The sequence below is a fragment of the Bacteroidota bacterium genome (assembly GCA_026391695.1).
Lineage (GTDB): Bacteria > Bacteroidota > Bacteroidia > Bacteroidales > JAGONC01 > JAPLDP01.
Window position 1 is genome coordinate 39,293 of sequence record JAPLDP010000069.1, and the last position, 23,257, is coordinate 62,549.

Sequence of the window (23,257 nt, forward strand, 5' to 3'; positions counted from 1 at the left end):
GGTGAATATTCCAAAATTATCGGCTTTATTTGATATCGGACAGGAAGCAGTGAAAGGTATTTTCAATGGATGGACATTCATAGGTTTTTTTGTGTTGCTCACCGGATGTCATATTTATTCATTTACAGGTGCATCTATTTCTCCTGAGGTCAAAACAATATCCATAAAATATTTCCCAAACCGGGCTGCTCTTGTCCAGCCTACTTTAAGCCAACGCTTTACAGATGCATTGAAAGATAAATTCATGAGGGAAACCAACCTGAGTCTGGTTGAGAATAATGGTGACCTGCTCATCGAAGGGGAGGTATCGGGCTATAACACACAACCTGTTGCTATTCAAAGTAATCAACAGGCTGCCCTGAACAGGCTTACCATCACGGTCAAAGTCAAATTCGTAAATAAATTCAATGAGTCACAGAATTTTGAGACATCCTTTTCGCGATTCCAGGACTATGAAAGCTCTTTGAGCCTGGCAGATGTGGAAGACGGATTGATCGATGTGATTGACCAGGATTTGATTCAGGATATTTTTAACAAAGCTGTTGTTAACTGGTAACCATTGTCATTGTTTATATAGTGAGGTTTATTATAGAAAATTTTGTCAGATGTACCGTACTCAGTTTGAATCATGGCTTAAACTACCTGAAAAATTAGATTCCGGAAGTCTGGCCATCCTCTCTTCACTCGTTCAGGAATATCCTTACTGTCAGACCATTCATTTTCTCTTTGCCAAGAATCTGGTCAATATTAACCATATCCATTTCCCCAATCAGCTGAAAATAGCTGCAGCATATGCATCTGACCGTAAAAAGCTTAAAAAGTTAATGTCAGAAAGATCAGAGCATAATAGAAATTCTGTCTGGGAAAAAGAATTCATGATGCAGGACCAGTACGCGACACCTCATTCTGAAAAACAGATGGAATCCTATACCGATGATATAAAAGATGAATCGGAGGAACTTGCAGAGCTCAAACAACTGTTGGACGAATTGAAAATTCGGGTGTTATCATTACAAAAAGAACGGCAAAAAGCTGTCAGCCAATATAATATTGCTGAGTTAGACGCCTTAGATCTGGCAGCGTCAGGAGATAGAGAATCTCAGGCAAGTAAAAATGTAAACCAGGAATTAATCGAAGAATTTATAAAACTGAATCCACAAATTACTCCGTCGAAGACTGAATTTTTTAATCCGGTTGATGTTGCACGTAAAGGTGCGTCAGAAAATGATGATATCGCCAGTGAAACATTAGCCCTGATTTATGTCAAACAAGAAAATATTGCCAGGGCAATTAAAATTTATGAACGTTTATTATTGAAATTTCCAGAAAAAAGTAGTTACTTTGCAGCTCAAATTGAGAAATTAAAAAAATAGTTATATTTACAATTAAAAATATAAGGAAATGGGTATATATGTTTTGATTTCTATTTTAATCATCATTGCGTGTTTCTTATTGGGTCTTGTGGTTCTGGTTCAAAATTCCAAAGGAGGAGGGCTGGCTTCTAATTTTTCTTCATCGAACCAATTTATGGGTGTGAGAAAAACAGCTGATTTTCTCGAAAAGGCCACATGGACATTAGCCATTGCTCTTTTAGTCATGAGTCTGGTGTCGATACTGGTCATTCCAAGGAATATACAAGTATCTAATGTACCTCAGAGCGAGATCCAGCAAAAAGCAGCCGAGGAACAATCACCACCAGTTGATTATCAAGCCCCCCCACAGGAATAGAAGATATGATTCCAGGAATATTAGCAAAAGTGTCAGAATGTCATATCATTCTGACATTTTTTTTACTTTCGGGCATTGGCATAAAATATGATTGCTATCGATCAGATTAAATTTTCGGATTCATTTATTTTTATTGTTTAACATTAATATATTCAAGTTATGGCAAAGTTGAAGATTCAACCCTTGGCAGATCGAGTTTTAATTGAACCTGCCAAAGCTGAAGAAAAAACCTCTGGCGGAATTATTATTCCTGATACAGCAAAGGAGAAACCACAGAAAGGAAAAGTGGTTGCTATTGGAAAAGGCAAAAAAGACGAACCACTGACTGTCAAGGTTGGTGACACTGTTTTATACGGTAAATATGCCGGTACCGAAATAACCATTGAAGGAACAAATTACCTTATCATGCGTGAATCGGATGTCGTAGCAATTATCTAATATCATCAGGGAAAATTTTATTAACTATTAAAAAACTATGAAAATGGCAAAAGAGATTATTTTCGATATTGAAGCACGCAATAGACTAAAAAAAGGCGCTGATGCTTTATGCGATGCAGTTAAAGTTACTTTAGGACCCAAAGGCCGTAACGTAATTATTGAAAAATCCTTTGGTTCTCCCATCATCTCCAAAGATGGTGTTACCGTCGCAAAGGAGATTGAACTGAAAGATCCCGTGGAGAACATGGGAGCACAATTAGTAAAAGAAGTAGCCTCCAAGACAAGTGATGCAGCCGGCGATGGCACTACGACAGCTACTTTACTTGCACAATCTCTCATAACTACAGGGCTGAAGAATGTCACTGCCGGCGCTAATCCGATGGATCTGAAGAGAGGTATTGACAAAGCTGTTGCAGCCGTCATTGTCGACCTGAAAAAACAAACGAAGCAGATTGGTGACAGCATTGAGAAAATTGAACAGGTTGCCGCAATTTCTGCCAATAACGACTTGTCGATCGGCAGACTCATTGCCGAAGCAATGAGCAAAGTCAAGAAAGAAGGCGTGATCACAATAGAAGAAGCAAAAGGGATTGAAACCACTGTTAAAGTTGTTGAAGGTATGCAGTTCGACAGAGGCTATATCTCTCCCTATTTTGTGACTGATACAGATAAAATGGAAGCCGTATATGAACAACCATTCATACTTATTCATGATAAGAAGATTTCCATTATGAAGGACCTTCTGCCAATCCTGGAAAAGGTCGTGCAGACGGGTCGTCCGCTGATAGTGATTGCTGAAGATGTGGATGGGGAAGCATTGGCTACCATGGTAGTAAATAAATTGAGAGGTTCGTTAAAGATCGTTGCAGTCAAAGCTCCGGGATTTGGCGATAGAAGAAAGGAAATGCTTGAGGATATAGCCGTATTATCAGGCGGAAATGTCATTTCTGAAGAAAAAGGTTATAAACTGGAAGATACCCAGGTATCCTATCTGGGCCAGGCTGAAAAAGTGACCGTCGATAAAGAGAATACTACGATAGTAGGTGGTAAGGGGGATAAAAAAGATATCACAGCCAGAATTAACCAGATTAAAAAACAGATTGAATCCACTACATCCGATTATGATAAGGAAAAATTGCAGGAGAGATTAGCCAAATTGGCAGGCGGTGTAGCTGTTATTTATGTCGGTGCTGCAAGTGAACTTGAGATGAAGGAAAAGAAAGACCGTTTTGAGGACGCATTGCATGCCACACGGGCTGCCATTGAAGAAGGTATTATCCCCGGTGGTGGTGTTGCTTATATCAGGGCTATGAAAGCTCTTGATGGTTTAAAAGGCGAAAATGATGATGAAGACACTGGTATTGCTATCGTGCTTAGGGCTCTCGAAGAACCCTTGCGTCAAATTGTCGAAAATGCAGGAATGGAAGGTTCTGTCGTTGTTCAGAAGGTAAAAGAAGGTAAGGATGACTTTGGATTTAATGCCCGCACGGATAGATATGAGAATCTTTATAAGTCAGGCGTGATCGACCCGACAAAGGTTGCTCGTATTGCTCTTGAACAGGCCGCATCCGTGTCAGGTATGTTGTTGACTACGGAGTGTGTTCTGGCCGAAATCAAAGAAGATAAACCTCATACACATGATCCGGGAATGGGTGGTATGGGAGGAATGATGTAAAAGTAAGAAGACTTCATTAACTTTACTTGGTTTTGAGGCTGTCCGGTTTTGGTACAGCCTTTTTTATTTGGTATGTTAAAAAGTTATGTAAACTTGCAATAATTTTACGGATCTGACGTAAATATTCATGATTATAAATACCTATATAATATAACTTTTTTTTAAAATGAGGAAGCATGTATTTCTAGCGGTAAGTGGTTTTTTCTTCCTTGGTTTTCTTAAAATGATGGCCGGACAAACTGTCAGTTCTTCCGATACAATTGTCCCTGTTGATCCGGATACAAGACTAATCGTTTATCAGGAAGTTGTTTATGAGGAGGGAACGAAAAATGACTTTTTCAACCGGGCTGTCAACTGGATCAATAAAACTTACAAAAATCCATCCGGCATTACATCAGTCAGAGACCCACAAACAGGTAAAATAGAAGGAAGTTACCGTTTTAGAATCTATACCTCAAACAATGAAGGAATAAATATGGATTGGGGTACCATTCTATATTCGTTCAAACTCGAATTCAAGGATGGCAGGTACAGATATACATTTGATAACTTTCTGCTTCAGGCACAATCAAGCTTTCCGCTTGAACGCTGGCTGGATAAAAATGATCCGGTATATAATGAAACCTGTGATCCAAAGCTTATGAAGGTGGATGAACAAATGAAGGATCTCATTGCAAGTTTGAAGAAGTTTATGAAGCCTCCACCGGCCAAAAAAGATGATAATTGGTGACCTGTACATGAAAATATTTTATACATATGAAATCCGATAGTCAGTTTACGATTTCCGGGCATATTGTGGATATTGTCAGAAAAAAAATATTCAGGGGAACATTGGCTGTCGGTAACGGTCGGATACTTTCAGTTAAGGAGGAGAGGACTTCCGAAGAAAAATATATCTTGCCAGGCCTTATTGATTCGCACATACATGTGGAGAGTTCTATGCTGGTGCCTTCTGAGTTTGCCAGAATGGCTGTTGTGCATGGAACAGTCGCAACAGTCTCTGATCCGCATGAGATTGCCAACGTGCTGGGCCTGAACGGAGTTTTGTTCATGATCACGAACGGGAAAAAAGTGCCATTTAAATTTTATTTTGGTGCTCCTTCCTGTGTGCCTGCTACCCCCTTTGAAACTGCCGGTGCTTCTATCGGACTATCTGAAATTGATTATCTGTTGCAAATGGATGAGGTGAAATACCTTTCCGAAATGATGAATTTTCCGGGAGTGTTGAACAATGATAAAGTGGTGATGGATAAGATAGCACTTGCCGTAAAGTATAATAAACCTGTTGACGGTCATTCTCCCGGTGTTACAGGCCCAGACGCACAAAAATACATAGGTGCCGGAATTTCCACCGACCATGAATGTTATAGTTTGGAAGAGGCTTTGGATAAAATCGGATACGGTATGAAGATACTGATCAGGGAAGGCAGTGCAGCAAAGAACTTTGAAGAACTCAGTGAACTGATAAACCTGCATCCCGATAAGATCATGTTTTGTTCTGATGACAAGCACCCCAATGATCTGCAAAAGGGACATATGAATGCCCTTGTGAAAAGAGCAATTGCAAAAGGTTATGATCCTATAACAGTGCTGAGAAGTTGTGTATATAATCCTGTTCAGCACTATAATCTTCATGTCGGCCTGTTACAGCCTGGTGATCCTGCCGATTTTATTCTGATAAATAATCTTACTGATTTTAAGGTTCTGGGAACATATATCACGGGGATTAAAGTAGCGGAAAATGGCACCAGCCTCATTAAATCGATAAGTGATACTCTTCCAAATTGTTTTACCGCCTCCAGAATTTCGGTTGAAGACCTCCAGATTCAGGCACAAAGCGGGATGATAAGGATTCAGAAAGCTATTGACGGTCAGTTGATCACAGGTTGTGAAAAGGTTAATCCAAAGGTAGTAAATGGCTTAATTGTCAGCGATACAGACCGGGATATCCTGAAAATGACTGTCATTAACCGGTATATTCCCTCTAAACCAGCTGTAAATTTTATTCACGGGTTTGGACTTAAAAGGGGGGCTATTGCCTCGTCTGTTGCTCATGACAGTCATAATGTTATTGCTCTGGGTACAAATGACGAGGATATTGTAAGTGCCGTTAACATGGTGATAGGAACTAAGGGAGGTATTGCACTCGCCGATAGTCATGAAAAGCTCATTCTGCCACTCCCTGTTGCTGGCCTCATGTCGGAAAATGATGGAAATAAAGTAGCAGAATTATATGATATGCTGGATAAAAAAGCAAAAGCCCTCGGCTCTGTACTCCATGCTCCTTATATGACACTCTCTTTTATGGCTTTGCTGGTAATTCCGGAACTCAAATTAAGTGATAAAGGGCTATTTGACGGAAAAAAGTTCACTATAATTGATTTATTTTCAAATTGAAAAATAAATAATGTACATATTTACTGATCTATTATGTTATTTCATATATTTGCATAAAAATCTTAAGTAATGAAAACAGTCCTTGATATTACAAAACTAGAATCAGCAGCCAGTAAGCTGAGGGCTTTGGCCCACCCGATGCGAATTGCCATCATTGAATTACTGGAAGAGAAGAAAAAACTCAGCGTGACCGAGATTTACAAGCACCTGAAAATTGAACAGGCGTCGGCATCACATCACCTGAATATTTTGAAAGGTAAGGGTGTTCTTTACTCCAAGAGAGATGGCAAGAAAATCTATTACTCACTGAGAAGTGAATCCCTCACTGAAATCATTCACTGCATCAACAGATGTGGCGAAGATTGATTTCTTAAAGTGACCAGGATTCTTCGTATATCCAGTTTGCCCGGATATCAATAACCTTACTGTAATAAATGACCTTTTCGGGTTGTTGATGGGATAAGTATGTCCCTGTGTCCCAGTGTCTGTTCCGGTTGTCGTCAATCACAGCCCTGAGTCTGTATTTACCAGGCAGCAAATTTCTGAATTCAAGAGTTGCATCTGTGGTGATTACCTCTGAATTCAGAATAGTATTCTTCTCATCGAGCAGTTGGATAATAATTTGTCTATTTACCACTCCGGTTTGTATATCCATTTTTAGACTTCCATAATCTGCATATGAAGTGGTAGTAAATTTCAGAATTATTGAATCATTGCGGTAATCCATAATATCGCTGAAAACAGAATCAGGAATTAGCATCTCATAACTTTTATTCTCTTTCCATTTATATTCCAGGCAAATGCTTCTTCCAATTGGATCAGTCATACTGATGACAGTCTTTACTGTATCCTTACCCTCAAGGAGCAGGATGCGCGAAAAATCAACGGTTTTTAATGGATAGGGAGAGTTCAGCAATAAAGGTTTATAGACCGCCAGTCTGTTCAGGTTAACAAGGTTGGTCGAAAACACAAGTTTTGGCACTTCTGTCTCGCGTTTAGATGATTTCAAGTTTCTCCGGGGTGCAGCCAGAGATAAACTAAGAGTATCTGGTTCCATACCTTCATCCCGGATCACAAAACTGAGAGAATCCGGTATCTGTGGTTTTATCCAAAGCAGTAAAGTATCTCTGGCCTGGTTCATTGACTGAATAAACCTGTCACTGGTATATTCCTGATTCAAATATTGAATGTCCAAATTCTTAACCGGATAACGGAATACCATTTGGATGAAGCCTTCTCTGATTGTTTTAGCTTCCATTAAGCGTTGAACGGAATCTGATTCCTGAAATAAATAGAATATCCGTGTTTTAGCAGGTGTGGAGGCGTCAGTGTCACCCAGAATGACAGGTTTTTGGATCCACGGTTCCACCAAACTGTCACTAAAAGCTATCTGCTCATCGGGAAGATCGTACAGATAGTTACTGTTTGCATCCCTAAGAACAAATAACTTATATGCCCTGCTTCGCAGATTGAAAAAAGAAAAGTTACCATTATCATCTGTCCTTGAAATATAATAAGGTATAGCTTTATAGGGTAACGAATCCTCAGATGATTCGTAAAGCATTACCCAGACATTCTTTTCAGGCTCGCAGGTCAATGCATTTTCAACACTGCCTTTTAATGTTAATGAGTCCAGATAATCACCTGAAGAAAATATATACTGGTAATCACCAATAGGATTCCCCTCATTCATGTCTTTAATGGCGTTGCCAAAGAAAAATGTATAAGTAGTATTTTTATACAGCGTATCAGTGAGTGTGATGATCAGTGATTTACCTTTTAATTTATATTCGGGTTTATTTTTTGACGGGGGTGACAGGATGATTTTTTCTTCCGGCGGCTGGTCAAGGGTAATAAATTCATCAAATGTGATCGATATGTTTTTTTTAGTAAAATGTATGGAATGGTCAGGCGGATCACAGGATACGACCTTCGGGGCCCTGATATCCTTTGGACCACCAGTCGGAGCAACCGGATTGGCACAGGAGAAAATGATAATGACCACTGCCAGTTCCAACAGTACCGGTATAATTTTTCTTCTGATGTTCAAATCTTTCGCGTAATTTTATAATTGATATTACAAAGATGATGAATTTTTCAATCAGGATAATCCCGGTTTTCACATTTCTTGTCCTTGCAGCAATTCCTGCTTATTGCCAGTATCCTCCGGGAATCGATAACATCAGAGAATTAGCATTCAACGAACAGAAAAGTATCTCCCGGTTTGTACCACATGCTCCCAACTTTATCGGATCTAATTATGATCTGGTTTATCATCGCTTTAACTGGTTCATTGATCCTTCGTTAAAATATATTAAAGGATCAGTGACATCTTATTTCCGAACGGTTAAACCACTTGTTGACACAATCAGTTTTGAATTATTCCATGAAATGACCATAGATTCCATAAAATTTCATGGTACGCATGTAGGATATGACCTCACTATCACCGATAGACTACAGATTTTTCTTGATGAGAAATTGCCTCTAAATCAGTTAGATTCCATCATCGTATTTTATCAGGGTATACCTGGATCCGGTACCGGATATGAAGGTTTTATGCAGGATCACCACAATGGCTCGCCAATTATCTATACTTTTTCTGAACCTTACTTTGCAAAAGAATGGTGGCCATGCAAAAATGATCTTTCAGATAAGATAGATTCTGTCGATATATTCATTACAACTCCCGGTCAATTCTGTGCAGCGAGTAATGGTATTCTGTTTAGTGAGACTTTTAACGGGGAATATAGGATTTATCACTGGAAACACCGTTACCAGATAGCTACCTATCTGATCGCCATTGCTGTGACAAATTATTCGGTATATTCTGATTATGTAAATGTGTATTCTGATTCTCTGGAAATAATGAATTTTGTATTTCCTGAAGATCTGGAAAGAATAAAAGGAATCACTCCGGGCGTAATTCCTGTTATGGAACTTTTCAATGAACTTTTTATACCTTATCCTTTTGGAAATGAGAAATATGGACATGCCCAGCAGATAGCCTCCGGAGCCATGGAAAATCAAACAATAACTTTCTCCGGTACATTTAATCATGAGATATTGGCACATGAACTTGCTCATTCCTGGTTTGGAGATTATATAACCTGCAGGTCATGGCATGAGATATGGCTGAATGAGGGTTTTGCTACCTATCTGGCAGGCTTAACCTATGAACATATGTTCGACGGCTATTGGTGGCCGATCTGGAAAAGGAATAACATCAATTATGTGACCAGTCAACCCGGAGGTTCGGTATATTGTGAGGATACAACTTCGGTTTCCAGGATATTCAGTTCACGTTTATCATACAGTAAAGGGGCTATGATACTCCACATGATCAGATGGATTATTGGTGACTACAATTTTTATTCAGCCCTCAGGAATTATCTTAATGACCCCGATCTTGCCTATGGATATGCCACTACCTTTGATCTTAAGCAACACCTTGAATCAGTCAGTGGCAAGGATCTTACCGGCTTTTTTAGCGATTGGTACTATGGTGAAGGATTTCCTGTTTATTTTATTAAATGTACTTATAAGGAAAATGATCAGATTGAGGTCGTTATTAACCAGTCGCAGTCACTTCCCTCTGTTGGTTTTTTCGAACTTCCCGTTCCTCTATTGTTCAAGGGAGAAAGTGCCGATACCCTTATCGTTTTTGATCATCAATATTCAGGGCAGTCTTTTATGATAAGACCGGGTTTTCATGTTGACTCAGTATTTTTCGACCCGGACAAATGGATAATCTCAAAAGGCAGCACTGTCAGTCTTAGTATTCAGGGGTTCGGTGATCCATCTAGACCCTTTATTTTCCCAAATCCCGTTATGGATGTGCTATGGTTCAGAGCAGGATTTGAACCTGTGAGTGAAATAAAAATATTTAATATCGACGGCAGCCTGCACACAAAATTCGAAATGACATTGCAGCCCCACCAATCCCATCAACTGAATTTATCTGGACTCAATCCCGGATTTTATATTCTGAAGGCCATTCAGGATTCCGGTTCTTTTGCGCAGAAGGTGATAAAATTATGACTTGATGGTCTTTATTCCCTTTTAAACGTTGATATGTACAAGGCTGAGTAAGTTGTAAGTATCTCTTCTGCCTTTATGATCAGTTCATCCTGCTTGAAGCCAGAGGCAATTTTACTGATATGTTGTGTTAGGGCCAACGCCTGTTGAATGGGTGATTGCATTTCCTGAATCTTGATGTCATCGAATGAGAAGTAATAGTTCAGTTCCTGGTCATAATAATCAAGTAAGCGGTTGAAGATGGCATTACCCTTTTCAAAGGTTCCTGTATTATAATAAGTTTCAGCAATAGGAATAATCAGGGTATTATAGGGCACGCAGTTGTCAGGGATAATTTCGATACAGCGATCACAAACAGCTACAGCTGAATCATACCTGCCTTCAAGAACAAGGGCTATTGCCAGACGGCTGAAACTGTTACGGAAATTCGATATCATACGTCTGGCTGTTTCATCAAGGTAAACACTTGGTTGGTTCAGTGCGGTATAGTCGAATTTGTTCATGAGGTTATCATACATGACCACGGTATTGACCTGGCCGGTCAGACTAACGTTTTCATCAGCTCTGACCGGAATAAGCCGGTAGGCAAGGCCCTCCATCTGGAAATAGTTCTGAAGCCCGATATAAGCATCTTCACCGGTGGTAGACGCGAAGTATACCGGTCTTTCCCAGTTGTCGGATGCCAATAAATCCAATATCATCAGCTCATTTTTATAAATGACATACTTATCCAGTTTCCATTCAACAGGTTGTATCCGGTTTGCCAAATGCAGTGGTACCGTTCCATTACTGGTAACCAAGGCCGAATCAACCGCAATTTTTAACTTTTTAACAGGTAGATAATCTATGCGTCCCATCTCACTCATAAACTGGAATTGATCAGGATTTGTTTCAAGCAAGTCCATAAGAGTGGTTAAATCGACATAATCGTTTAGACTATCTTCTTCGATCAGATATGTGATGTCAAAACTTCCCTGTTTATAGATGTCTTTTGTCAGGGAAAAAGGCACAGGTTCAGAATCATATACTTTTGTTTTCATCTGATCAATATACCAGTCGGTACTGAGCAGGCTCAGGTTAACCACCCTGACGTCGGTACGGAATCCTTCAACTTCCTGGGCGTACCAGAGCGGAAATGTGTCATTATCAGCGTTAGTGAAAAGAATGGCATTGGGTGCACAGGAGTTGAGATAATTCTTTGCCGTGCTTAATACAATAAATCTTCCTGACCGGTTGTGATCATCCCATCCTTCTTTAGCCATGATACCGGGTACCAGCAACAGGCATACCGTTGTTGCAATAACTGCTGAAAGCTTCTGATCGAATTTTTTACTTAGCAGTTCAAAAAAGTATAAAACTCCCAGACCAATCCATATAGCGAAGGCATAGAATGAGGCTGCATAAGCATAATCCCTTTCCCTGGGTTGAGGCGCATACTGGTTTAGATATACGACAATGGCAAGACCCGTCATAATGAAAAGCAGGGCTACAACCCATGTATCCTTACTGCTTTTCTGCCAATGGTAAGCCAATCCGATGAGCCCCAGAAGCAATGGTAACATGTAGAAACGGTTTCGGGCTTTGCTGTTAAGGTTTTCGGGAATGTTATCCTGTGGTCCGAGTCGCTTTTCATCTATAAATCGAATACCACTTATCCAATTACCATCCAGATAATCGCCATAACCCTGATTGTCATTCTGACGGCCCGCAAAATTCCACATGAAATACCGGAAGTACATATAGTTGATCTGGTAATTGAAGAAGAATCTGATGTTTTCAGTGAATGTTGGTTTAAGGAGAGTCCTTGCCTTATCATCGCGCCCGGGAACCGAAACAGGAATCCCTGATATTTTTCCCCATTGCTCATACCCATCGGCATAGTACGGTTCATTATTACACCACATTCTTGGAAAAATGGTCATGAACCTCGGATCATAAACAGGGATGACACCCTTTTTTTCATCGGTTATTACATATTTCTTTTTTTCCTTGTCTTTGGTATACACCGGCTTTCCATTCTTCTGGCCGATGACCGGCGCATTGAAATATTGTCCCCGCAGAATTGGCCAGTCACCATATTGTTCGCGGTTCAGATAAGATAGTAGTCCTATGGCGTCACGCGGATTGTTTTCATTAATAGGCGTGTTTGCATTGGCCCTGACAATCAGCAGTAAAAATGAAGAATAACCGATAAGTATGAAAGCCAGACATAGAATAGAGGTATTCCAGATAACTTTTTGGCGTTTTCTGGTGTACCATAATCCCCATATTATCCCACTGACAAGTAACAGAAAATAAATCAGTGTACCGGTATTAAAGGGTAATCGAAGCGAATTGACGAAGAACAGCTCAAAAAGTCCGGCCAGTTTGACAATCCAGGGGATGATGCCGTTCATCACAAAGGCAAGGATGAGAAATGAAAGGATGAGGGTTTTAATGATACCCTTCCATGTAGGCCTGGGATACTTTTTATAATAATAGATGAATGAAATGGCCGGAATAGCCAAAAGATTAAGAAGATGAACACCTATTGAGAGCCCCATGAGATAAGCGATGAGAATGATCCAACGTAATGCATGCATCTGATCGGATGACTCCTCCCATTTAAGTATGGCCCAGAAAACAATAGCGGTAAAAAATGATGACATGGCATACACTTCGCCTTCCACAGCTGAAAACCAGAAGGAATCAGAAAAGGTATAAGCCAGCGCACCGACCATACCACTGCCAATTATAGCATAAAGTTTCCCCTTTGTAATCGCATTATTGTGTAAAATAATCTTTTTTGCCAGCATAGTGATTGACCAAAAGAGAAAAAGAATGGTGAAGCCACTGGCTAAAGCTGACATAGTGTTAACCATTCTTGCAACAAGATGGGGGTTAGAAAAGGCAAAAAGGGAAAAAAACCGGCCTATGATCTGGAATAAAGGTGCTCCTGGAGGGTGTCCTACTTGTAACTTATAGGCAGTCGAAATATATTCCCCGCAATCCCAGAAACTGGCTGTAGGCTCTGAAGTCAGAATATAAACCGCAGATGCAGCGACAAAAATCAGCCAGCCAAGAACAATATTGACTTTACGGTATGATTCCATCAGGTGAGTGTTTTGGGTAAAAATATTGATTATTTTATTAACTTTGCCGAAATTTTTTTATACCTAAAACTTTATCAATAATATTCTGAAAAAGAATATTTTAAAAAACATCGACCTATGAAGAGATTGGTATTATTACGTCACGGAGAAAGTATATGGAATAAGGATAACCGTTTCACGGGTTGGATTGATATAGATTTATCTGAATATGGTATTGAAGAAGCAAAGGAGGCCGGACGGATCTTTAAAAAAGAAGGCTATCATTTTGATGTAGCCTTCACTTCCTACCTGAAGAGGGCTATTCGAACATTGTGGCTGGTGCTGGATGAGATGGATATGATGTGGATCCCTGTTTATAAAACCTGGCGATTAAACGAAAAGCATTATGGGATGCTACAGGGAATGAATAAAAAGGAAATGGCTTCCATGTATGGAGAGGAACAGGTACTTCTCTGGAGGAGGAGTTACGATTTACCTCCGGCTCCGCTGGATTATAACGATGAACGCCATCCCCGCTTTGATCCTAAGTATAAATCACTTACGTCTTCACAGATACCGGCAACGGAAGCACTTAAAGACACGGTAAACCGGTTGACACCCTATTGGAACCGCGAAATCATGGATGCTCTGAAAGTATCCAACGATGTTCTGATCGCGGCACATGGTAACAGTTTAAGAGCCGTTGTAAAGATTCTCAAGGGCATTAGCGATAAAGATATAGTCAATCTGAACCTTCCGACAGGCATACCCTATGTGTTTGATTTTGATGATCATTTAAAAGTTGTTCGCGATTATTTCATTGGAGATGAAGAAGAGATAAAAAAGAAGATGGAAAGGGTTGCCAATCAGGGAAAAAAGTGACTGATGGCACCTCTTAGGATCCTCACTTGCGGATTAACTTTAACTTTTATATAGAATGTTTTCTACTCTTCATAAAAGTGCATTTCTGTAATATAATCAAACACTTTTGGTGGTAATAGAAAGGATACATTTTTCCCTTCTTTAATGGCTATACGGATGAAACTGGAAGAAATGTCCATAAGTGGGGCTTTGACAAATTTGATGCCCGGATGATTCCCGTATGGATGGGATTCGGTATAAGGTCGGGGATAGATATACATCTTGTACTGTTCAAGAATCTGCTTATAGTTCTTCCATTTATCGAATGTCGGAAGTATGTCGGAACCAGCAATTAAAATGAAATTTTTTTTCTGATACTTCTCCTGTAGATATGTCAGTGTTGTGATGGTATATGAAGGTTGGTGCAGATGGAATTCAAAATTTGATGCTTTTAATCTGTAGTTATCTTCAACTGCCAGATTGACCATGTAATACCGGTGGTTATCAGCAAGCAGTCCTTCTCTGATTTTAAATGGATTTTGCGGCGAAATAACAAACCATACTTCCTCCAGGTCGGTAAATTCAAGCATATAATTGGCGATGACCATATGCCCGATATGAATAGGATTGAAAGAACCGAAAAATAATCCAACTGTATTTCGCTGCAATGTGCTCATTTTTGGATGTTTCTAACTGGCATTATCCTGGATAAACTCTTTTATTAATAGAATGGTTTTGTCCACTGCTATAGGTAAATCATCGTTGATAATAATTTTATCAAACCGGTCGGCAAAAGTCATTTCATAATCCGCCTTCTTTAAACGCTTACGCAGGCTATCCTCAGATTCAGAATTCCGGTGACGTAATCTTTCTTCCAAAATACTAATAGATGGTGGCATGATAAAAATTGATATAGCCTGTTCCTTATATAAATTTTTGATATTCAGGCCCCCGATCACATCCACATCAAAGATGACATGGTTACCGTTGTTCCAGATACGGGTTACCTCTGATTTCATAGTACCATAGTATTGTCCAGGGTAAACCTCTTCCCACTCTATAAATTCGTTGTGATTAATTTTTTCCCTGAACTCTGCCGGTGAGAGGAAATAATAATCTTTGCCGTTTACTTCGTTGAGGCGTGGAGGACGGCTGCAAGATGATACAGAAAATTCAATATGCAATCCGGCCTGAAGTACCTGTCGAACTATTGAAGTTTTTCCTGAACCCGAAGGAGCGGAGAGAATGATCAGTTTTCCCGCCATCTATAAGATATTTAATAGCTGTTCTTTAATTTTTTCCAATTCATCTTTCATCTCGATTACTAGCTTCTGAATGGCTGCGTCATTGGCTTTTGAGCCAATAGTATTGATTTCTCTGCCCATTTCCTGAGTGATGAAGCCAAGCTTTCTGCCATTGGAAGTCCCATTTTTCAGGGTTTCTATGAAATACTCACTATGTTTTTTCAGCCTAACTCTCTCTTCTGTAATATCAAGTTTTTCCATGTAATAGATCAGTTCTTGTTCGAACCGGTTTTCATCAATAACCAGGTCATTTTTGAAGGATGCAAGTTCCTTTCTAAGCCGCTCTCGTACAATAAGTAACCTGTTTTTTTCAATTTTTTCGATGTAGTCAAGAGAATGTATGATCAATGAGACACGGTTAGAGATATCATTCTCAAGGATGCCTCCTTCTTTTTTCCGGAATTCATCAACTTGTTCTGTGACGAGCAGGAGGGACTCCTTTAGCTTATTCCATTCTCCGGTTTCCAGCTCCCCTTTCTCAACATATATCACTTCCGGTAAACGGATGATGACAGGAAGCCACTCGTCAGTATCATTTTCACCGAGTTCATTTGATAATTTTTTTAGTTCATGAAAGTATTTTTTTGCGAGTGGTATGTTGATCGAAAAATTTGATTCTTCACCGCTCTTATCAAAATAAATGGTAAGATCGATTTTTCCTCTTTCGAGTTTTTCAATAAGGAGAGACCTGATTTCAGAATCTTTTTCCCTGTATAACAGAGGTGTTTTGATTGAAATATCGGCCTGCTTGCTGTTGAGGGTTTTAATCTCAATTATGACGGTTCTTCCGTGGATATCAACTACCGTTTTACCGTAGCCTGTCATCGATTTGAGCATATGTCCTGGTATTATTAAACAAAGGTATGAAATCGGTTCTACATTTTTATAAGTTTATGATTAACAATGAAGCGGCTTTGTTATCTTTGGAGTGAAATGCCACAGGGTGAAAATGAGTAATTCAAATTATCAGATCTTCGAGAAGGCTCCTGACTTTTATGCCCTCATGCTTGATGATATTGCACAGGCCAGGGAGTACATTTATCTGGAAATGTACAAATTCAGTGATGGCCCGGCAGGTCATCTATTCAGGGATGCCCTTACGAGGAAAGCGAAAGAAGGGATTGAAGTGAAATTACTTATTGACTCCTGGGGGGCTTATGTAACAGAAGCTTCTTTTACCCAGCTCATCCAGTCCGGAGGTGAGGTCAGGTTCTTTAAAAAGATCAAATTCTTCATTGACTTTTTTACCAAGAATCACCGCCGCAATCATCGCAAGATACTGGTTATTGATGATAAAATTACCTGGCTGGGATCGGCAAATATTGTGGATTATGCTATGGACTGGAGGGACCTGATGGTAAGGATGGTTGATGATATTGCAGTTCACTTTAAACATATTTTCCTGCAGGATTTCAGGATTTATAAAAGATATGTTTTTGAGAAACCGTCGTATGTCAGAACAATCAAGCACAGGGAATTTGAAATCATCAGGGATGTGCCTTCAATGGCCATGCAGAAATTAAGAAAGAGATACCTTGATATCATCAAATCCGCAAAAAAAGAAATTGTTATTGAAACACCATATTTTCTGCCTGGTCTCATGCTGCGAAAATCTCTTATAGATGCAGCCCACCGTGGTGTTGACGTGAAGGTCATCATGCCCAAACATTCCGATCTCCGTCTGGTGGATATCCTGCGAAACAGATACATCGGTCTGATGTGCAGGCACAATGTCGGATTTTTATTTTATATTCCCGGTAATCTTCATGGCAAATGTGTATTAATTGACAGCAAGGTGTTTTCAATTGCTTCTTCGAATTTTGATTACCGAAGTTTCAGATACCAGCATGAAATAGCCATCATTGGAAGAAATCAACAGATTCTGGACCTGTTGGGCGTGCATATCAAAGATACTATTAAAAACTCTGAACCCTTTGATTATGAACACTGGTTAAAAAGACCTTTCCCTGATAAATTATTCGAACGATTGCTGATTCCTTTCCGCCATCTTTTCTGATTTATTACTGTAGCAGTAAAACAGAAAGCAAATTAATAATGAACTTTTCGGCTAATAGCTTTCACTATGCGGATACTGACGGTTATCAGGATGAATATGATGCTGACGAAAGTTGCAATTCTGGCAATAAAATCTCCGTACTTCACGTAAAAGGTCAGTCCTGAATTGGCATTGATATCCGCTTTAATAACAGCTTGTTCCCAATATGCTGTAGCCTGGTGGATAGTGCCGCGTTGGTCGATAAAGGCAGAAATTCCTGTGTTCGCCGACCGGGCTATACTGCGCCGTGTCTCGATAGCTCTGAGGGATGAAAATGTAAGATGCTGACGATGGCCTGGCGTATTACCCCACCAGCCATCGTTGGTAATGACGAAAATCAGATTGGCCCCGTTTTTTACAAACTGTCCGCAAAATTCACCATAGGCTGATTCATAGCAGATAGCCGGCGCGACTTTGAGCGATTTTGAAGGAATTGAGAATGGCCTTCGCTCATTATCTGTACCTAAACTGCCGACAGTACCACCAAGGTTTATGGTCATTTTTTCAAGAAACTTAAGGTATTCGGAATATGGCATGATCTCAACTCCAGGTGTCAGCTTTGATTTGTGATAAAGCTGAAAAGTGTCATTGGGGCTGATAAGAATGGCCGTATTATAAGCGTCATAATATTTTTCAGCATCATGGAATTTCCTTGCGGTATGGCTCAGGGGTTCATTGTCATTGAAAATCTTATAGGTTGATGCACCTATTACAATCTGCAAATCAGGATATTTTTTAACATAATCATTCAAAAGCTTATAACTGCGTGAAAACAGGATCTGATCTTCATAAAGCGGTCTATCCTGGATAGCGGATTCCGGACAGACAACAAAATCAGTCAGGCTGTCGGTTTTCTGGTCAGATAATTTGAGGATCCTGTCGATCACATCCGTAGGGTCCAGACCATATTGTTCAGAATATGGATCCAGGTTTGGCTGGACAACCACAACATGCACAGGATTTAGCTTCTCCTGATAGCGATTAAACATGATCAGTGATACAACAATCGGTATAATGATTATCAACAGTGCTGAAAGAACCTGAATACGAATCGACCTGGTGAGTACCCTTTCCTGGAAAGACTGTTTAATAATCCTGAAAATTAATATATTGACCAGAAGTATCCAGAGAGTTCCTCCAAAAGTGCCGGTGTATTCATACCATTGTATCCATTTATAATACGAAGCAAAACCATTTCCCAGGTTAAGCCAGGGCCATGATATTTCCCAGTTCAGGTGAATATATTCAAAGGTCATCCAGTAAGCGATAAGCACAATATACCCATAGTCCGGATTTTTGAGAGACCTGCGTGTGACATGAGAAATTGTAAAAACACCAGCCATAAAGGTTGAGTTCAGCAAAAAAGCCAGGATCGCTCCGATATCGGTTGAATTATAAATCCACCATGTAGTCAGGATATTCCATGTCAGAAATCCCGGAAATGTATAAAGAAAGACGCTGAAATTACTGAACCTGTGATCTGTTTGTTTTTTCAGGATAAAATCCTCAATAAATAAAAAGGGGACAAATCCGAAGAACAGTAATAAGGGGAAGCCCCTGGCCGGCCATCCGGCACTTAATATGAGGCCTGATAATACGGATAACAGTATTAGATGGTACTTCTTCATGCAGGCTATTTTTCAGGTCAGCCAAATTAGTAAAGAAAGTTGTTATAAGGATAACGCTTAACATGAATTTTTCTTACCTCTTCATACAGCATCCTTTTAAGTTCTTCATAATTAGTTTTATTAGATGCTGATATAAAAACACATGGCATATTGGCTTTGGCCATCCATGTTTTTTCCAGATCTGTGAGGCTGATATTATATTTTGATGCAGGCGTCAGGTCATCAGCCTCCTTTTCTATATATCTGTAAGCATCTATCTTATTGAAAACGATGATGGCAGGCTTGTTGAATGCATTGATTTCGAGGAGCGTTTGTTTTACGATGGCCATTTGTTCTTCAAAATCAGGATGTGAAATGTCCACAATGTGGAGGATCAGATCCGATTCACGCACTTCATCCAGAGTTGATTTGAATGATTCCACAAGGTCGTGTGGAAGTTTCCTGATAAATCCGACTGTATCTGAAAGCAGGAAGGGGAGGTCCCTGATCACTACTTTTCTGACAGTAGTATCTAGTGTGGCAAAAAGTTTGTTTTCGGCAAAAACGTTCGATTTACTGATCAGGTTCATGATGGTGGATTTCCCGACATTGGTATATCCCACAAGTGAAACGCGTACGAGTCCTTCCCTGTGTTTACGTTGTATGGCTTTCTGCTTGTCGATTTGTTCAAGTTTTTTCTTCAGCAAGGCAATTTTATCTCTGAGTATACGACGGTCGGTTTCGATTTCTTTTTCACCAGGTCCTCTGAATCCAATACCTCCGCGTTGTTTTGAAAGGTGCGTCCACATACCTGTCAGCCGGGGCAAAAGGTACTGGTACTGAGCTAATTCGACCTGAGTCTTGGCATGAGCTGTACGTGCTCTTTTGGCGAATATATCAAGTATGAGATTGCTGCGGTCCAGTATCTTGCATTCCAGTTTTTTTCCCAGGTTTCTTATCTGGGAGGGACTCAGTTCATCGTCGAAGACAGCTATTTCAACACCGTAGAATCGGACATACTCCTGAATTTCAAATAGTTTTCCCTGGCCTACAAAGGTTTTTGAGTCAGGCTGTTCAAGCCTTTGTGTGAATCGTTTAAGGGTTGTACCGCCGGCTGTATCGATAAGAAAATCCAGCTCGTCAAGGTATTCCTTTACCCTTTCTTCATCCTGATTATGATTGATAAGCCCGATGATGACAGCTTTTTCCTTCCTGATGGCCATCTCCATTTAAAAAGGCTTAAATCCGATGATTTCCCTGACCTCCCTTATTGTTCTCGAAGCACTTTCGCGTGCACGCTGAGCCCCAAAATGCACAACCTTGCGCAGGTATGCGTCGTTGGATGTTAACTCGTTTATTTTTTCACGAAATGGCGCAGTGAAATGGATCATATCCTCGGCAAGTTGCTTCTTCATCTCTCCGTATCGGATGGTACAGGTATTATATTTCTCGTCGAAATATGCCACTGTTTCAGGAGCAGAAACCGCCTTCATCAGTGTAAAAAGGTTTTCGATGGCTTCCGGTTTTACTTGGTTCATTGTTGTCGGACCTACATCAGTGACTGCTTTCATGACCTTACTCCGGATAGTTGCAGGATCATCAATAAGAAAAATCGCATTGTCTTCTCCTTCTGATTTCCCCATTTTCCCGCCGCCATCCAGCCCCGGGATCTTAATGAGTTCTTCACCAAAATTATAAGCTACAGGAACAGGGAAATAATCGACTTTGTACATTCTGTTAAAACGTCTTGCGAAAGTGCGCATCATCTCCAGGTTTTGTTCCTGATCCTTACCGACTGGAACCTTGTGTGCTTTATGAATAATCACATCGGCTGCCATCAGGGTCGGATAAGTCAGTAAACCAGCGTTGACATTTTCAGGTTGTTTTCTAACCTTTTCTTTAAAGGATGTACAGCGCTCCAACTCACCAAGATATGCATTCATGTTCAGTAACAGGTACAGTTCCGGTACTTCCGGAATATCGCTTTGTATATATAATGTTGATTTTTCCGGATCAAGACCGGCTGCGAGATATTCAACAAGCACCTGCTTTACATTTCCGTGGAGGTCCAGGGGTGTTGGATGAGTAGTAAGAGAGTGATAATCGGCAATAAAGAAAAAACAGGTGTTGTTGTCCTGCATTTTAACAAAATTTTTTACCGCACCAAAATAATTACCGAGATGCAGGTTCCCTGTTGGACGTATTCCGCTGACAACTATATCCATGGATACTGAGATAATATAAAAATAAAAAATTTTTCCGGATTTTTCCTGATAACGATAAAGCAAAAGAAATGCTTCAAGCTATATTTTGATCTCATCATTATTCCTGTTGAAGAAATGAAATTCCAGCAGGTGATAGGCGCCCATTGGGTTGATGGGCATCCATTTCTTGAACTTAAAGTACCATTTCCATTGCTGTGAAAAGATGCCTTTAGTTAAATACGCATGAATATAAGGGTGAACGGCAATTTTTAGATACCCTTCATTCTGATCGCGTAGCAGGTACTGAATATTGTTTTCAATTTCGTCGATGAGGATAATACTGGGTTTGATTTGTCCCGTACCATCACAGGCCGGGCATTTCTCAAGGATTTCCACGTTGGTTTCAGGTCTGACCCGTTCTCTGGTCAGTTGAACCAGGCCAAATTTGCTTGGGGGTAGGATGGTGTGCTTGGAAGTGTCTTTGGCCATCTCCTCCTTCAACTTCTGGAACAATGCTTTACGGTTGGAGGGATCACGCATATCGATGAAATCAATAACAATGATACCACCCATATCCCTTAACCGGAGCTGTCGTGCGATTTCAGTAGCCGCTTCCAGATTTACCTGGTAAGCATTGGTCTCCTGTGAGTTTTCAGCTTTTATCCGATGCCCACTGTTGACGTCAATAACATGAAGGGCCTCCGTATGTTCAATGATCAGATAGGCCCCGCTTTTGAAGGTCACTACCTTGCCAAAAGAACTTTTTATCTGCTTATCAACACCGAAGTACTCAAAAATAGGTACTTTACCTCTATATAATTTGACAATATCTGCCTTATCGGGAGCTATTCTTTGGATATAACTCTTTATATCTTCAAACAGTACAGAATCATTCACATGGATATTGTTGAATGTATCATTTAACATATCCCTGAGGATAGCCGATGTACGGTCGATTTCGCTTATGATGCGCTGTGGTGGTTTGGCCGACGGCAACATGTGCATAGCCATTTCCCATTTTTTCATGAGCAGGCTAAGTTCGGCGTCCAGGTCTGCGACTTTTTTATTTTGCGCAACAGTGCGAACAATAACCCCGACATTTTTGGGTTTAATGCTCAGTATCAGTCTTTTCAGACGGTTTCGTTCTTCCTGGCTCCTGATTTTTTGAGAGATGGAAACCCTGTTATTGAAAGGTACCATAACGATATTCCGCCCTGCGAAAGAAACCTCAGAGGATACCCTGGGCCCTTTGGTTGAGATGGGTTCTTTTGCAATCTGAACAAGAACAGGCTGATTCATAGTCAGGATATCAGAAATCTTACCTGTTTTATCAATATCCTCTTCAAGGATAAATCTGTCAGTCGTCAATTGACTAGCCTTGCCGGAAAGCAGTAACTTGATATATTTGTTTAGTGAGCGTATCTGAGGGCCTAAGTCAAGATAATGTAAAAAAGCATCCTTCTCGTAACCAACGTTGATGAAGGCCGCATTGAGGCCTGGCATGATTTTTTTTACCTTTCCCAGGTATACATCTCCGACCGAAAAACTATAATTAGTTTTTTGCTTGTTGAGTTCGACTAGCAGCTTGTCTTCAAATAAGGCAATCTCGACTTCTGATGATCTGGAATCGATTATTAATTCTTTATTCACGTAAGGAGCATTTTATTGAAAGATCATCCCAGAGGTTGCCAATGTAATTACTGACCTGGGAATTTCAGGTTTTGATGCAGATAGCTAACAGGCTGTTCAAATCGTCATAAGCCAGAACTAAACAATGTGAACAGCCATGAATAGTATGAATTAGCTTTTACTTTTTCTTATGCCTGTTCTTTCTTAGACGTTTTTTCCTCTTATGTGTTGCCATTTTATGGCGTTTTC

General features: G+C 40.1%; 20 protein-coding genes. 11 read left to right on the top strand and 9 right to left on the bottom strand.

The genetic code is table 11. The features are described 5' to 3' along the window. Position 1 precedes the first annotated feature (1 nt). The 8 genes from NT175_09380 (at position 2) to NT175_09415 (ending at position 6,604) form a co-directional block, all read left to right on the top strand. Positions 2-556, top strand: a complete 555-nt coding sequence (locus NT175_09380) for an LptE family protein (GenBank protein MCX6234914.1) — start codon at positions 2-4, stop codon at positions 554-556. Positions 557-605: 49 nt separating this feature from the next. Further along, the gene (locus tag NT175_09385) at positions 606-1,373 is read left to right on the top strand and encodes a hypothetical protein (GenBank protein MCX6234915.1); all 768 of its coding nucleotides are present in this window, start codon (positions 606-608) and stop codon (positions 1,371-1,373) included. A 34-nt stretch (positions 1,374-1,407) separates the two neighbouring features. Next, a complete protein-coding gene (gene secG / locus NT175_09390) occupies positions 1,408-1,728 on the top strand; it encodes a preprotein translocase subunit SecG (GenBank protein MCX6234916.1) in 321 nt (106 codons plus the stop codon). A gap of 159 nt (positions 1,729-1,887) precedes the next feature. Next, positions 1,888-2,166, top strand: coding sequence for a co-chaperone GroES (locus tag NT175_09395; GenBank protein MCX6234917.1), 279 nt, complete (start codon positions 1,888-1,890; stop codon positions 2,164-2,166). A 43-nt stretch (positions 2,167-2,209) separates the two neighbouring features. Beyond that, on the top strand, positions 2,210-3,841 hold the full coding sequence (gene groL, locus NT175_09400; protein ID MCX6234918.1) for a chaperonin GroEL: 1,632 nt from the start codon (positions 2,210-2,212) through the stop codon (positions 3,839-3,841). A gap of 166 nt (positions 3,842-4,007) precedes the next feature. After that, positions 4,008-4,571, top strand: coding sequence for a DUF4468 domain-containing protein (locus tag NT175_09405; protein MCX6234919.1), 564 nt, complete (start codon positions 4,008-4,010; stop codon positions 4,569-4,571). A gap of 26 nt (positions 4,572-4,597) precedes the next feature. Continuing rightward, positions 4,598-6,238, top strand: a complete 1,641-nt coding sequence (gene ade / locus NT175_09410) for an adenine deaminase (protein ID MCX6234920.1) — start codon at positions 4,598-4,600, stop codon at positions 6,236-6,238. Positions 6,239-6,307: 69 nt separating this feature from the next. Beyond that, complete coding sequence (locus tag NT175_09415; GenBank protein ID MCX6234921.1) at positions 6,308-6,604, top strand: metalloregulator ArsR/SmtB family transcription factor; 297 nt, start codon at positions 6,308-6,310, stop codon at positions 6,602-6,604. A gap of 4 nt (positions 6,605-6,608) precedes the next feature. Here NT175_09415 and NT175_09420 read toward each other — a convergent pair whose 3' ends face one another. Next, complete coding sequence (locus tag NT175_09420; GenBank protein MCX6234922.1) at positions 6,609-8,288, bottom strand: Ig-like domain-containing protein; 1,680 nt, start codon at positions 8,286-8,288, stop codon at positions 6,609-6,611. Between the two features lie 35 nt (positions 8,289-8,323). On the opposite strand from NT175_09420, the gene NT175_09425 reads away from it, so the two are divergent. Beyond that, positions 8,324-10,279 (top strand): M1 family aminopeptidase, encoded by a 1,956-nt coding sequence (locus NT175_09425; GenBank protein ID MCX6234923.1) that lies wholly within the window; start codon positions 8,324-8,326, stop codon positions 10,277-10,279. A gap of 11 nt (positions 10,280-10,290) precedes the next feature. On the opposite strand, the gene NT175_09430 is transcribed toward NT175_09425, so the two are convergent. Then, the gene (locus NT175_09430; protein MCX6234924.1) at positions 10,291-13,368 is read right to left on the bottom strand and encodes a DUF2723 domain-containing protein; all 3,078 of its coding nucleotides are present in this window, start codon (positions 13,366-13,368) and stop codon (positions 10,291-10,293) included. A gap of 117 nt (positions 13,369-13,485) precedes the next feature. On the opposite strand from NT175_09430, the gene gpmA reads away from it, so the two are divergent. After that, the gene (gpmA, locus tag NT175_09435; protein ID MCX6234925.1) at positions 13,486-14,229 is read left to right on the top strand and encodes a 2,3-diphosphoglycerate-dependent phosphoglycerate mutase; all 744 of its coding nucleotides are present in this window, start codon (positions 13,486-13,488) and stop codon (positions 14,227-14,229) included. 62 nt (positions 14,230-14,291) lie between these two features. On the opposite strand, the gene nadD is transcribed toward gpmA, so the two are convergent. From nadD to NT175_09450, 3 genes are read right to left on the bottom strand one after another with little or no spacing between them, the layout of a single operon-like run. Beyond that, positions 14,292-14,885: a nicotinate (nicotinamide) nucleotide adenylyltransferase gene (gene nadD / locus NT175_09440; GenBank protein MCX6234926.1), complete on the bottom strand. Its 594-nt coding sequence runs from the start codon at positions 14,883-14,885 to the stop codon at positions 14,292-14,294. A gap of 12 nt (positions 14,886-14,897) precedes the next feature. Further along, positions 14,898-15,473, bottom strand: a complete 576-nt coding sequence (gene gmk, locus NT175_09445) for a guanylate kinase (protein MCX6234927.1) — start codon at positions 15,471-15,473, stop codon at positions 14,898-14,900. Beyond that, on the bottom strand, positions 15,474-16,349 hold the full coding sequence (locus NT175_09450; GenBank protein MCX6234928.1) for a YicC family protein: 876 nt from the start codon (positions 16,347-16,349) through the stop codon (positions 15,474-15,476). A 112-nt stretch (positions 16,350-16,461) separates the two neighbouring features. Here NT175_09450 and NT175_09455 point away from each other — a divergent pair, with 112 nt between their 5' ends. Beyond that, a complete protein-coding gene (locus NT175_09455) occupies positions 16,462-17,529 on the top strand; it encodes a phosphatidylserine/phosphatidylglycerophosphate/cardiolipin synthase family protein (protein ID MCX6234929.1) in 1,068 nt (355 codons plus the stop codon). 32 nt (positions 17,530-17,561) lie between these two features. On the opposite strand, the gene lnt is transcribed toward NT175_09455, so the two are convergent. The 4 genes from lnt to NT175_09475 form a co-directional block, all read right to left on the bottom strand. Then, on the bottom strand, positions 17,562-19,196 hold the full coding sequence (lnt, locus tag NT175_09460; protein MCX6234930.1) for an apolipoprotein N-acyltransferase: 1,635 nt from the start codon (positions 19,194-19,196) through the stop codon (positions 17,562-17,564). 26 nt (positions 19,197-19,222) lie between these two features. Then, a complete protein-coding gene (hflX, locus tag NT175_09465) occupies positions 19,223-20,398 on the bottom strand; it encodes a GTPase HflX (GenBank protein ID MCX6234931.1) in 1,176 nt (391 codons plus the stop codon). 6 nt (positions 20,399-20,404) lie between these two features. Then, positions 20,405-21,400 carry a tryptophan--tRNA ligase gene (trpS, locus tag NT175_09470; protein MCX6234932.1) on the bottom strand — a complete coding sequence of 332 codons (996 nt, stop codon included), beginning with the start codon at positions 21,398-21,400 and terminating at the stop codon, positions 20,405-20,407. A gap of 78 nt (positions 21,401-21,478) precedes the next feature. Beyond that, positions 21,479-23,029 (bottom strand): Rne/Rng family ribonuclease, encoded by a 1,551-nt coding sequence (locus NT175_09475; protein MCX6234933.1) that lies wholly within the window; start codon positions 23,027-23,029, stop codon positions 21,479-21,481. Between the last annotated feature and the right edge of the window lie 228 nt (positions 23,030-23,257).